The following is a 12,708-nucleotide window of genomic DNA, read 5'->3' as shown; positions in this document are numbered from 1 at the left end:
TACCAGGAAGAGCTGCTGGAGTACCAGGCATTCGAGCTAGACCCACTGGACCCTGTCGACGATGCCACTGAGCTGTAACACTGACTTCAGGCGGATTGTCGCTGACTGCGGCGAAATTCCCCTGGGGTCTGGTTGTTCCAGCGTCTGAAGGCCCTTTGGAAGGCTTGGGCCGAAGCAAAACCGAGCAAGTAGGCGATCTCGCCGAACGCCAGTTCCGTATCGCGAATGTAGGTCATGGCCAGGTCGCGACGGGTGTCATTGAGAATCGCGCGAAACTGTGTGCCTTCCTCGGCCAGTTTGCGCCGCAATGTCCAGGTTGGCAGCTTCAAGCGTGCGGCCACTTCTTCCAGGTCGGGTTCCCGGCCGCCATTGAGCATCGGCCCGAGCAACCGGGTAATGCGCTCGCGCAGGCTGCGGGTGCGGGTCAACTGCTCTAACTCCCTTTCACACAGCTGTAGCAACAGGTGCCAGGTGCTTGGGCAATGCTGCGGGTTGCGCAGCGCCAGGGTTGACTGGCTAAGGCGCAGTTGATTGACGTCGGCGCCGAAGTGGACCACGCCCTCTCCCAGGATCCTGTAGTGGTCGTGGTAGTCCGGCGCGTCGAATTCGATTTCAATCCGCTGGGCCTGCACCGGCTGTTGCGCCAGGCCGGACAGTTGCTGCAGCCAGCCGGCGATGATCGAATCCACCACAAAGCGGTTATAGGCGTTATAGGGGCTGATGGAATAAAACCTCAGCCACGCGCCTTCGGCGTCTTCATGAAAGCTTGATTGCCCGCGATAGTTAGAGCCGTACAGTGCTTCAAAGCGTGTGAGCGTGCGTGCCGCTTCGCGCACTGTGGGCGCTTGGGCGGCAGTGACGCCGGCAAGACCGGCTTGGCTCAAGCGGCTGAGCTGGCCCATACGCAGGCCCAGGCCGGGGTTGCCGGTCAGTTGGATGGCCGCGTGGCCCAGGCGCATGTAGCGCGGGATCGACAAGCGTGCGCCGGCCTCAGCCAGGCGAGATGGATCGAGGCCGTATTGCAGCAGCAGGGGCTGTGGATCCAGGCCGTGGCTGTGGATGGCGTCGGCCAGGGTGTGCACGAAGCCCACCGACAGATCCCCCAGGCGCACCGGCTTCAAGGCGCTACAGCCAGATATTCAGCAGGCGTGCACCACGGGCGTCGCCATCGGCGAAGACTTGCCCATTGCGGCTGAGAAAACTCTGGCCGGCGCTGCCCAGGTCCCAGAACTGCCCGCGCAGAAACACGCTCATGCCTGCGGTGGCTTGGCTGACAGGGGGCTGGCTGATCAGGGTGAGACGACGCCAGGCAGCGCCCTCGCTGGTTTCTTCAGGCTTGAGGCTCACTTCAGAGGGCGTGGATACGCTCTTGAAGCCGCGCCATGGACGCTCCCAGGTGTCGCGGCCGGTAACAAAGGCAGGCACTGCGATCAGTTGCGCGCCTTGCTCGTTGAGTTTGCGGTAGTTGTCCGGGTACCAACTGTCGCTGCCGACCAGAATGCCCAGGCGCCCGGCAGGTGTATCGACAACGTTGACGACATGCTCATCGCCAGGCTCGATAAAGCCACGTTCATCGTAGATCGGGTAGAGCTGGCGCTGCGGCTGGCCCAGCGGCAAGCCGTCGGCGGCGAACACCATGCTGGCGTTGTACAGCGCGCCGTGGCCGATCTCCAGTTGCCCCTGGATCACGCTCGGGTTAGGCAGGGCGATGGAACCGGCCACCAGGGTCACGCCAAATTCTTTGGCGAGGCCGCCAAACACCACTTGATAGTCGCGGGCCATGGCCGGGGCTTTCATGCGCAGGTACGCATCGTCCATGCGGTTGTCGCCAGTGGCGCTGATCCAGGCTTTGGCAAATTGCAGCGGGTTGCTGATCGACAGCCAGTTCATGGCGTCCTTGAGGTGAGCGGCCTGGTACAGCTCATTCTTTTCTCCGCCGAGCATCAACCAGGTGCCGATATGTTCCGGCAGCACTACAACGGTCTTGGCATTGATCAGCCCAAGGTCCCGGGCGTGTTGCAGGTAGGCCGACAGCTTCAGGTGCAGGCGTTCCAGGCTCTGGTAGTCGGCAGGGAACAGTTCCGGCTGAATGCCGAGCAGGTTGCCCCGATCGGCCGGTTCGCCCTCATTGACGGCGAGGGTGATGCGCAGGTCGGACAGGTAATGCGCCACGGGGCGCTCCTGGGTCCAGACCAGATACGCGGCGAGGGAGGCAACCAGGGCCATGATGACGGTGAACGCTAGAAGTTTACGCATGGGGCAACAGACAACAGACCAGGTGCAGGGTTCGCGACTAGGGTAGGGCCCATGGCGTGGCTTGCCAAGGGGCGCTGTGCATTTGGATCAATAACTTGTCAGTTTCAGTCATTGAGCCGTGGTCCACCGCCTCTTAGTCTGTGGGACATAAACCGATGGCACGCCGTTCGAGTGCGCCACGTCCCGTGATGATCCGTTGTGGAGCTGTACCATGACCGCTGCTGCCTACCCGCACCTGCTGGCCCCGTTGGACCTGGGTTTTACCACCTTGCGCAACCGTACCCTGATGGGTTCGATGCACACAGGCCTTGAAGAAAAGCCCGGCGGTTTCGAGCGTATGGCGGCCTATTTTGCCGAGCGCGCCCGTGGCGGCGTGGGCCTGATGGTCACTGGCGGCATTGGCCCCAATGATGAAGGCGGGGTGTACGCCGGTGCAGCCAAGTTGACCACCGAAGAAGAGGCGAGCAAGCACAAGATCGTTACCCAAGCCGTGCACGACGCGGGTGGCAAGATCTGCATGCAGATCCTCCATGCCGGGCGTTACGCCTACAGCCCCAAGCAGGTGGCACCGAGCGCTATCCAGGCGCCGATCAACCCGTTCAAGCCCAAGGAACTGGATGAAGAGGGCATCGAAAAGCAGATCCAGGATTTTGTCACCTGCTCGCTGCTGGCCCAGGTCGCCGAGTATGACGGCGTCGAAATCATGGGCTCCGAAGGCTATTTCATTAATCAGTTCCTCGCCGCCCACACTAACCATCGCACCGACCGTTGGGGCGGAAGCTTTGAAAATCGCATGCGCCTGGCGGTGGAAATCGTGCGCCGCGTACGCGAAGCCGTAGGCCCGAACTTCATTATCATCTTCCGCCTGTCGATGCTCGACCTGGTGGAAGGCGGCAGCGTCTGGGAAGAAATCGTGCAGTTGGCCAAGGCCATCGAACAGGCCGGCGCGACGATCATCAACACCGGTATCGGCTGGCACGAAGCACGTATCCCGACCATCGCCACCAAGGTACCCCGCGGTGCGTTCAGTAAAGTCACGGCCAAATTGCGCGGTTCGGTACAGATCCCGCTGATCACCACCAACCGCATCAACACCCCGGAAATCGCCGAGCAGATCCTGGCTGAAGGCGACGCCGATATGGTCTCGATGGCGCGGCCGTTTCTCGCCGACCCCGAGTTCGTCAACAAGGCCGCCGCCGGGCGTGCCGATGAAATCAATACCTGTATCGGCTGCAACCAGGCCTGCCTGGACCACACCTTTGGCGGCAAGCTCACCACCTGCCTGGTCAACCCGCGGGCGTGCTACGAAACCGAGCTCAATTACCTGCCAGTCAAGCAGATCAAAAAGGTCGCGGTCGTCGGCGCGGGCCCTGCGGGTCTGGCCGCTGCCACCGTGGCCGCCGAGCGCGGGCATCAGGTGACCTTGTTCGACTCCGCCAGCGAGATCGGCGGCCAGTTCAATATCGCCAAGCGCGTGCCGGGCAAGGAAGAGTTCTTCGAGACCCTGCGTTATTTCAAACGCAAATTGCAGACCACCCACGTCGAGCTGTGCCTCAACACCCGTGTGGATGTTGCGCAACTGGTAGCGGGTGGTTATGACGAGGTGATCCTGGCCACCGGTATCGCTCCGCGTACTCCGGCGATTCCCGGTGTCGACAACGCCAAGGTGCTGAGCTACCTGGACGTGATCCTGGAGCGCAAACCGGTGGGCAAGCGCGTGGCGGTGATCGGCGCCGGCGGTATCGGTTTTGACGTGTCGGAGTTCCTCGTGCACCAAGGCGTATCCACCAGCCTGGACCGCGAAGCGTTCTGGAAAGAGTGGGGCATCGACACCCAACTCGAGGCCCGTGGCGGTGTGGCCGGGATCAAGCCCGAACGGCATGCGCCGGCGCGTGAAGTGTTCCTGCTGCAACGCAAGGCCTCCAAGGTCGGCGACGGCCTGGGCAAAACCACCGGCTGGATCCACCGCACCGGCTTGAAAAACAAGCAGGTACAGATGCTCAACAGCGTCGAGTACTTGAAGATCGACGATGAGGGCTTGCATATCCGCATCGGCGCCGAGGGCGAGCCGCAGGTGCTGGCGGTGGACAACATCGTCATCTGCGCCGGCCAGGATCCGTTGCGTGAATTGCACGACGGCCTGGTCGCTGCCGGCCAGAAAGTGCACCTGATCGGCGGCGCCGATGTGGCGGCCGAGCTGGATGCCAAGCGCGCCATCAACCAGGGCTCGCGCTTGGCTGCCGAGCTGTAAGGCGACAAGAGGGGCGGTGTTAGACTACCGCCCCTTTTTCATTCAGATACCTGCCGATGGGCCCTTTCGACTGGCTTCCTCACGCGCCCCTTGAACCTTTGCAGCTTGATTGGCTGAACGGGGTCGAGTTGGCCGTGCTGCGTCTGGACCGTATCGACCCGCTGATCAGCGGCAACAAGTGGTTCAAACTCACCGAGCACCTGGCCCAGGCCCGACGCGCTGGGGCTACCGGTGTGATCAGTCTCGGCGGTGCCTACTCCAACCATCTGCATGCGCTGGCGGCGGCGGGCAAGCGCTTTGGTTTTCCCACGGTCGGCCTGCTGCGGGGCCATCCTCAAGACACCCCCACGGTTCTCGACCTCAAAGCGTTTGGCATGCAGCTGCATTGGCTCGGTTATGGCGGTTATCGGGGGCGGCATGAAGCGGGTTTCTGGTTGCCTTGGCGCGAGCAGTATCCTGGCTTTTATCCGATACCCGAAGGCGGCGGTGGGCTGGCCGGGGCGCAGGGCTGTGGCGTGTTGGTCGAGCAGGCGCGGGCGCAGTTGGGCAAGCTCGGTTGGAGCGATTACGACGCCTGGTGGTTGGCGGCGGGTACCGGCACGACACTGGCCGGGCTGGCACTGGCGGAGGCGGGCGCGCATCCGGTGTATGGCGCCCTGGCGGTGCCGGATGATCACGGTGTGGCGCAGAACGTGAGTGTCATCGTGCAGGACGGTTATACATTGCTGGACGCCAGTCGCGGTGGCTTTGCCAAGGTCGATCCGCTGTTGCTGGACTTCATCCAGCGCACCGAACAAACGTGCGGTCTACCGCTGGAACCGCTTTACACCGGCAAGGCGCTGCTGGCGTTGAAACAGCAGATCGAGGCCGGACGCTTTGCCCCCGGCACGCGCCTGATCTTCATCCATACCGGCGGCCTGCAAGGCCGCCGAGGCTTCCTGTAGGAGCGAGCTTGCTCGCGAAGAACCTGAACGATAACGCGTGCATTCTGGATGATCGCGTTGCCTGGGAGTTCTTCGCGAGCAAGCTCGCTCCTACAGGGTAGCGGCTATCAGCTGATGCGTTTTTGCCCACCCGGCATCATGCGCAGCGCCGTGTTATCGCGCATCACGTAATGATGAAAGATTCCCGCCAACGCGTGCAGCCCGATCAGCCAGTACCCGATCTGGCCAAACAGCACATGCCAGCCTTCAATCTCCTTGGCCAGTGCCTTGTTTTCCCCAATCAACGGCGGCAATTCCATCCCATAGAACATCACCGAGTGCCCTTCGGCGCTGACAATCAACCAACCGGCAATCGGCATGCCGATCATCAACGCGTACAACGCAGCGTGCATCAGCGTCGCCAGCAGGCTCTGCCATTGTGGCGGTGCCGGCAGGATCTTCGGCGCCATCCCCAGGCTGCGTGCAAACAGGCGCAGCCATACCAGTACAAACACGGTAAGGCCGAGCATGAAGTGCATCTCAACAATCAAGGTGCGCGCACCGCTGCCTTTGGGGAATTGGCCGCGCAGTTCAATGCAGGCGTAGACCACCGCCAGCAGCACCACCATCAACCAGTGCAACGCAATCGACATAGTGCTGTAGCGTGTATCGGAATTTTTCCACGGCATCGCTGTGTTCCTCACTCATCAGGGCATACCTCCATTCTTTAGCGATGGAGTGCATTAACTCTATGCCTGTTTTGAGTGGTGCGCTTGTTGCCAATGCCGTTGTTTTGACCTCTGTCAGTAAGCCTGCGGCATTTCCCCACGGGCCAGGCGCGCGTTGATGTCGGCGATGACCTGCGGCAGGTCGGTGATGGTGTCGATCAAGTAGTGCGGGCGCGAACCTGCAAACATCGCTTCGATACGCGTGCGCTCGCTGGCCAAGGTGGCGCTGTCCAGGGCTCGGAACTGCTCGTAGGTCAGGCCCAGGGCGTTGCCGGAGCAGGTCAGGGCCACCGTCCACATGCCGGCACGACGGCCTTCGAGAATGCCCGGCACGGTGTCGTCGACCTTCACGCAGGCCGCCACATCATCAATGCCCAGGGCGATCACGTTGGCCAGCGCCTGGGCCGGCCATGGTCGGCCGTTGGGCACTTCGTCAGTGGCCACGACGTGGTCGGCGACGTAGCCATTGGTGGCGGCCAGGGCCACGACCTTGTCCATCACCTGCTTGGGGTAGCCGGAGCAGGAGCCGATCTTGATGCCTTGGCCGCGCAGGGTGGCGATGGTGTCGAGGGCGCCGGGGATCAGGGCCGAGTGCTCGGCAATTTTCTCGATCTGCAGCGGCATGAAGCGCTGGTAGATGGCGGTCACGTCGTCGTCGGTGGGCGTGCGGCCGAACGCCTGGCGGTAGCGTTCGGCAACCTGCGGCTGGTCGCAGAGGGTGCGGATATGGTCCCACTTGCCCATGCCCATCGGGCCACGGGCTTCCTCGATAGAGACCTGCACGTCGAACTCGGCGAAGGCCTCGACAAAAATCTGCGTGGGGGCGAAGGAGCCGAAATCGACCACGGTGCCGGCCCAGTCGAGGATAACGGCCTGGAGGGTGTTGGGGTTTTGATAGTTCATGGTTCAGATCCTGTGGGTAATGACATTCATCTATGTAGGAGCGAGCTTGCTCGCGAAAAACATCCAGGCGCCGCGTTAACTCAGGATGCCCGCGTTATCGTTAACGCTCTTCGCGAGCAAGCTCGCTCCTACACATTTCTTGCAGCACCTCGGCGATGGCCTTGACGGCTGCGCGCATGCCGGCCGCGTCGACATGGCCGATGCAGCCCACGCGAAAGGTTTCCACCTGGGTCAATTTGCCCGGGTACAGAATGAAACCCTTGGCCTTGACCCGTTCGTAGAACGCTTTGAACTCGTAGCGAGGATCGTCGGGGGCGTGGAAGGTGGCGATGATCGGCGCCTGGATCGCCGCTGGCAGAAAGCTGCGCAGGCCCAGTTCGGCCATGCCGTCCAGCAATGCCTGGCAGTTATTCGCGTAGCGCTGGTGACGGGCGGGCAGGCCGCCTTCCTCGGCGTATTGCAACAGCGCTTCATGCAGGGCGGCGACCACGTGGGTGGGTGGGGTGAAGCGCCACTGGCCGGTTTTGGTCATGTAGCTGTGCTGGTCGAACAGGTCCATCGCCAGGGAATGGCAGTTGCCTTGGGCAGCGGCCAGCGCATGTTTTTCTGCGAAGACAAACCCCATGCCCGGCACGCCTTCCAGGCATTTGCCGGAGGCGGCGATCAACGCTTCGAACGGGACTTCGCGGGCATCGATCGGCAGCGCGCCGAAGGAACTCATGGCGTCGATGATCAGGCGTTTGCCGTGGTGTTCGACCACCTGGGCGATCTCCCGCAGCGGGTTGAGAATGCCGGTGCTGGTCTCACAATGGATCAGCGCGACGTGGGTGATGGCGCTGTCGGCGCGCAGCAGGCGATCCACATCGGCAGCGGTTGTGGGCTCGTCTTCGGCGGTTTCAAAGGTGCTGAACGCGCGGCCAAGCACCTCGCAGATCTTCGCCAGGCGCTTGCCATAGGCGCCATTGATCAGCACCAGCACCTTGCCCTCGCGGGGCACCAAAGTGCCGATGGCGGCTTCGACGGCAAAGGTGCCGCTGCCTTGTAACGGTACGCAATGATGGCTGTCGGCACCGTTGAGGATCGCCAGCAACTGTGTGCAGACGCTGGCAGTGAGCTGGTTGAAGCGATCATCCCATGACCCCCAGTCCACCATCATCGCCTGACGGGTGCGGGTCGAAGTGGTCAGGGGGCCAGGGGTCAACAGGATCGGCGCGGCAGTGGTCATCTCAAATCCTCGCAAGGGTCGGGGTTGAAGCTACGGCGCCTAAATTGCAGTTTGGCTTGTCATCAATCAAATTGTTTGTTGTTATACGAGCTATCAGTGAGGCCGATAGCTATGAACCTGTTCCAATTGCGTGCATTCGATGCGGTGGCCCGCGAGGGCAGTTTTACTCGCGCGGCGGCTCGGTTGTTTATCAGCCAGCCGGCGGTGACCGGGCATATCAAGGCGCTGGAAGAGCACTACCAGATCCCGCTGTTGCGCCGCACCGCACGCCGGGTGGAATTGACCGAGGAAGGCGCGCGCCTGGCGGCCATCACTCGGGCGATCTTCGGTTTGGTCGACGAGGCGCAAACCATGCTGGAGGCCAACCGCCAGTTGCTCACCGGGCGCCTGGAAGTGGCGGCGGATGGCCCGCATCTGGTGATGCCGATGATCGCCAGCCTGCGCGCGCGCTACCCTGGCATTACCGTGAACCTGCGTTTGGGCAATGCCCAGGAGACCCTGGCGGCACTGCTGTCCGAACATGCGGATGTGGCGGTGCTCACCGAGGTGGAGCCACGCAATGGCCTGCACTTGCAATCCCTGGACGAGTCACGGATTTGCGCCTTGGTGCCGGCCGCGCACCCGTGGGCCAAGCAGCCTGAGGGTATTGAACTGGCGCAGCTGCATGAGGTGATCATGGTGCTGCGCGAGCCCAGTTCCATCACCCGCCGCACCTTTGATAACGCGTGCCTGGCGGCGAATGTGCAACCCAAAGTGCTGCTGGAACTGGACAGTCGGGAAGCTGTGGCCGAGGCGGTGGCGGCAGAGTTGGGCGTGGGCGTGGTGTCGTCGATGGAGGTCAGCCCGGACCCGCGTGTACAGGCGGTGCCGATCCTCGGCGATGGCCTGCTGAACCGGCATATGCTCGGCTGCATGGAGCGCCGTCGCTCGCTGCGCTTGATTCAGGCGTTTTTCGAGTTGGCGTGAAGACGCTTGCACACATCGCGATCTAACCCTTGCGCACCTGAGTACCCTGGCCGGTTTTTTGGTGGAACGAAGCGTTCTTGCGCTATAAACTCTGCCCCCAAAGCGCCGGCCAGTAGACGTTTCGGCGCGATGGAAATAAGAGAGTGAGTCATGGGCGCACAGTGGAAAGTCAAACATAAAGAAGCGGCAGCCAATGCCAAGGGCAAGATTTTCGGCAAGCTGGTGAAAGAAATCACCATCGCCGCCCGCAACGGCGCCGATACCGCGACCAACGCGCACCTGCGCCTGGTGGTGGAACAGGCCAAAAAAGCCTCGATGCCCAAGGAAACCCTGGACCGCGCGATCAAGAAAGGCGCCGGTCTGCTCGGTGAAACCGTGCAATACCACCGCGTGACCTACGAAGGTTTCGCGCCCCACCAGGTACCTTTGATCGTCGAGTGCGTGACCGACAACATCAACCGCACCGTGGCGGAAATCCGCGTGGCCTTCCGCAAGGGCCAACTGGGCGCTTCCGGTTCGGTGGCCTGGGATTTCAACCATGTGGGCCTGATCGAAGCATCGCCGGACACGCCGGACGCCGATCCAGAAATGGCCGCCATCGAAGCAGGCGCCCAGGACTTTGAAGAGGGTGAAGAAGGCGCCACCTTGTTCATCACCGAAACCACCGACCTGGATGCCGTGCAGAAAGCGTTGCCGGAGCAGGGTTTTACCGTGCTGTCGGCCAAGCTGGGCTATATCTCCAAGAACCCGGTCAGCGGTTTGACCGATGAGCAGATGGCTGAAGTCGAGGCGTTCCTGGAAGGCCTGGACAACCATGATGATGTCCAGGATATGTTTGTCGGCCTGGCGGGCTGATTTCTATCTGAGTACACGCGGTCAAATTGCCTTGTAGGAGCGAGCTTGCTCGCGAAAAACGTCAACGATAACGCGTGCATCCTGAATAAACGCAGCGCCGGTGAGTTTTTCGCGAGCAAGCTCGCTCCTACAGTTAGATAGCGTGCAGCAAGGCTTCGATCTCTTCGAAGCTCGGTCGCGCCAGCACATCCGGCTGGCAGCAGCGTTGTTTCAGTGCCTGCAAGCTTTCGTCGCTGGTTCCCACCCGCTCCAACAACTCCCCCAGCAGCACCCCGAACGCTCGCACTTCAATACGCTGCAACGCACGGGTTTCCGGCGTGTCCGCCGTGGCATGGAATGACGCCGCGCCAAAGTCTCCGAGCAAGCAATCACCTGCTGCGTTCCACAAAATATTGTGACCATACAGGTCACCATGGGTAATACCGTGCCGATGCAGGTGCGCCGCCACCGAAGCAATGTCCCGCGCCATGCGCAGTGCCACGTCCAGGCTGAAACGGGTGGTGGGTTCGTAGACATCCCGCGTGCACGACGCCAGGCTCGGCAGGGCTGCGAGGTTGCGGTAACTCGGATCGATCAGCTCCATCACCAGCGCGGCCTGGTTGTCGGGGTGGCCGATGACGCGTCCTTGCACCTTGATCAGGTTGGGATGCAGCCCGGCGGCAATGCAGGCTTGCATTTCATGCAGCGGTGAACCGTCGCTGGTGATGGTGCCCTTGTACAGCTTGACCGCGACTGGCAACGCACGGGGTTTCCACAGCGCCTTGCGAATAATCCCCGAAGCGCCTTCGCCCAGGACTTCGCCCATTTCAAGTTCCTGCCAGGCGATGTTCGGCGTCGCCTCGTCGGCGCTTACCTGCACGGCCATTTCCACCGGGTTGCCGGCGTAGGCCAGCCAGGTCAGGCTCGGCAGGGTCAGCAGCCACTGCGGCAGGTGGGTGAGGCGATTGGAGGCGATGCGGAGCAACTCCAGGTTTTGGCACTGGGCCAGGCTTGGCGGCAGGTCGGCCAACTGGTTACCGGCCAGCATCAACTTTTGCAGCAAGGGGCGTTGGCCCAGTTCATCGGGCAACTGGCTGATGCAGTTATCGGTGAGGATCAGCCAGCGCAACAGCGGCGGCAGGGCGGCAGCGGGTACCTGGCTGATCTGGTTGGCCTTGAAGCCGATCATGCTCAGCTTGGCGCACTGGCCCAGGCAATGCGGCAGTTCGGTAAAGGCGTTGTCCGAACAGAACAGCACACGCAGGTGCGTCAGGCGGTGCAGGTCGTCGGGCAGGCTGCTCAGGGCGTTGCCGGTGAGGTTGAGGATTTCCAGCGAATCGGCCAGTTCGAAGATTTCCCGGGGGAACTCGGTCAGCCCGCAGGCCAGGTCCAGGCGCGTAACGCCAGCCAATTGGCCAGCCTTGAGTTGGGCGAGGGTATTCATGCAGGGCGCAGTGCTCGGAAGGAGGCGTAAAAGGCGCTCATGATAGCGGCTCGGGCGCGGGTTGCGGGCAGAGCGTGTGCAATTGGCGCAGGCGGCTGGCGGTGCGGGCGAGGTCGATGGCCTGGCCTTCCAGGCATTTATCCAGGGGCTGGTGACCGATAAGTGTCAGTTGCTTGTCTTGGTCGTAGAGCACGTCTACCAGGTTGATAAAGCGCTGTTGCACGGCGATGGGGCATTCGGCCAGCTGCGGCAGGCCGTCGATGATCCAGTGGTCGAAGTCCTGGCACAACAACAGGTAATCCATGACCGCCGTGAGCTGTTCGCACAGGTCGTTGAAGGTGAACGCGATGGTTCGTGCCTGATGGCCTCGGCACTGCAACTGCCGAGTGCCGACCTTCAGGGTTTGCGCCGGGCAATCTGTGGCAGGCAGGCCCAGGCTTTCACGCTGGTCTGCCGTACCTGGCCAGACATACTGGCCGCCCGTGAAGCGTTGTTGGGCGTGGGCCTGAGCCAGGTTGCGAAAGTCCTGAGGCGCAGTGACTTCCAGCACCTCCATGCGCGCGGCGATCAGCTCGATCACCGGCTTGAAGCGTTCGTGGTACAGCGGGTTGGGCAGCAATCCTTCCGGCGGGTAGTTGGAGGTCACCAGCACCAGCACGCCGCGCTGGAACAAGGCCTTGAACAAGCGGCTGATGAGCATCGCATCGCCGATATCGTGCACATGGAATTCGTCGAAACACAGCACGCGGCAGCCGGCCAGCAGCTTATCCAAGGTAACGCCCAGAGCGTCATCATGCTCACGGTGCAGGAACATGCCCTGGTGCAGCCGGGTGAAGAATTCGTGGAAATGCACGCGCTGTTTCTCGGCGATGGGCAGTGCCTGGAAAAATCCGTCCAACAGCCAGCTTTTGCCGCGCCCCACCGGGCCGTGCAGGTACAGGCTGCGCGTGGCCTGGCCGTTGAGCAGGTGCTGGGCCTCGCGATTCAGGGCGGTAATCGCCCGGATTTGCCCATCACTGAGGGTATAGCCCTGTTGTACGGCTTTTTTTTGAAAATACGCCGGGATAGGCGAGGCGTCCGAGGCGTCGGTTTTTTTACCCAGCAGGCGCTGGAGCAGGGCAAGCACGGCCAAGAATAATCACTCTGTATTGCGGTGGTCGTTCACTGTAGGGCGTGCG

At 62.0% G+C, this 12,708-nt stretch carries 11 protein-coding genes; 4 read left to right on the top strand and 7 right to left on the bottom strand.

Annotation, left to right across the window (positions count from 1 at the left end; genetic code table 11):
• Positions 1-86 precede the first annotated feature (86 nt).
• Positions 87-1,121, bottom strand: coding sequence for an AraC family transcriptional regulator (locus BUE92_RS24095; RefSeq protein WP_073526704.1), 1,035 nt, complete (start codon positions 1,119-1,121; stop codon positions 87-89).
• A gap of 4 nt (positions 1,122-1,125) precedes the next feature.
• A complete protein-coding gene (locus tag BUE92_RS24090) occupies positions 1,126-2,256 on the bottom strand; it encodes a carbon-nitrogen hydrolase family protein (RefSeq protein WP_073526703.1) in 1,131 nt (376 codons plus the stop codon).
• Positions 2,257-2,467: 211 nt separating this feature from the next.
• Between BUE92_RS24090 and BUE92_RS24085 the strand changes: the two genes are divergently transcribed.
• Positions 2,468-4,507, top strand: a complete 2,040-nt coding sequence (locus BUE92_RS24085; RefSeq protein WP_073526702.1) for an NADPH-dependent 2,4-dienoyl-CoA reductase — start codon at positions 2,468-2,470, stop codon at positions 4,505-4,507.
• Between the two features lie 56 nt (positions 4,508-4,563).
• Entirely contained in the window at positions 4,564-5,451 is an 888-nt protein-coding gene (locus BUE92_RS24080) for a 1-aminocyclopropane-1-carboxylate deaminase/D-cysteine desulfhydrase (RefSeq protein WP_073526701.1), read from the top strand.
• Positions 5,452-5,558: 107 nt separating this feature from the next.
• Here the strand turns inward: BUE92_RS24080 and BUE92_RS24075 are convergent, their stop codons facing one another.
• The 3 genes from BUE92_RS24075 to BUE92_RS24065 form a co-directional block, all read right to left on the bottom strand.
• The gene (locus BUE92_RS24075; RefSeq protein WP_073526700.1) at positions 5,559-6,119 is read right to left on the bottom strand and encodes a cytochrome b; all 561 of its coding nucleotides are present in this window, start codon (positions 6,117-6,119) and stop codon (positions 5,559-5,561) included.
• 114 nt (positions 6,120-6,233) lie between these two features.
• Positions 6,234-7,061, bottom strand: a complete 828-nt coding sequence (gene phnX / locus BUE92_RS24070) for a phosphonoacetaldehyde hydrolase (RefSeq protein ID WP_073526699.1) — start codon at positions 7,059-7,061, stop codon at positions 6,234-6,236.
• 100 nt (positions 7,062-7,161) lie between these two features.
• The gene (locus BUE92_RS24065; protein WP_073526697.1) at positions 7,162-8,286 is read right to left on the bottom strand and encodes a 2-aminoethylphosphonate--pyruvate transaminase; all 1,125 of its coding nucleotides are present in this window, start codon (positions 8,284-8,286) and stop codon (positions 7,162-7,164) included.
• Between the two features lie 111 nt (positions 8,287-8,397).
• On the opposite strand from BUE92_RS24065, the gene BUE92_RS24060 reads away from it, so the two are divergent.
• Together BUE92_RS24060 and BUE92_RS24055 are read left to right on the top strand one after the other, a co-directional pair.
• Positions 8,398-9,252, top strand: a complete 855-nt coding sequence (locus BUE92_RS24060; protein ID WP_073526695.1) for a LysR substrate-binding domain-containing protein — start codon at positions 8,398-8,400, stop codon at positions 9,250-9,252.
• A gap of 150 nt (positions 9,253-9,402) precedes the next feature.
• Positions 9,403-10,107: a YebC/PmpR family DNA-binding transcriptional regulator gene (locus BUE92_RS24055; protein WP_003192227.1), complete on the top strand. Its 705-nt coding sequence runs from the start codon at positions 9,403-9,405 to the stop codon at positions 10,105-10,107.
• A 133-nt stretch (positions 10,108-10,240) separates the two neighbouring features.
• Here BUE92_RS24055 and BUE92_RS24050 read toward each other — a convergent pair whose 3' ends face one another.
• Positions 10,241-11,530, bottom strand: coding sequence for a protein kinase (locus BUE92_RS24050; protein ID WP_073526692.1), 1,290 nt, complete (start codon positions 11,528-11,530; stop codon positions 10,241-10,243).
• 37 nt (positions 11,531-11,567) lie between these two features.
• A complete protein-coding gene (gene zapE / locus BUE92_RS24045; protein WP_073526690.1) occupies positions 11,568-12,662 on the bottom strand; it encodes a cell division protein ZapE in 1,095 nt (364 codons plus the stop codon).
• Between the last annotated feature and the right edge of the window lie 46 nt (positions 12,663-12,708).

Source organism: Pseudomonas fluorescens, from assembly GCF_001902145.1.
In the GTDB taxonomy this organism is placed as follows: domain Bacteria; phylum Pseudomonadota; class Gammaproteobacteria; order Pseudomonadales; family Pseudomonadaceae; genus Aquipseudomonas; species Aquipseudomonas fluorescens_BV.
The sequence above is the reverse complement of the archived record's forward strand: the minus strand, read 5'-3'. Positions and strand labels throughout refer to the sequence as shown.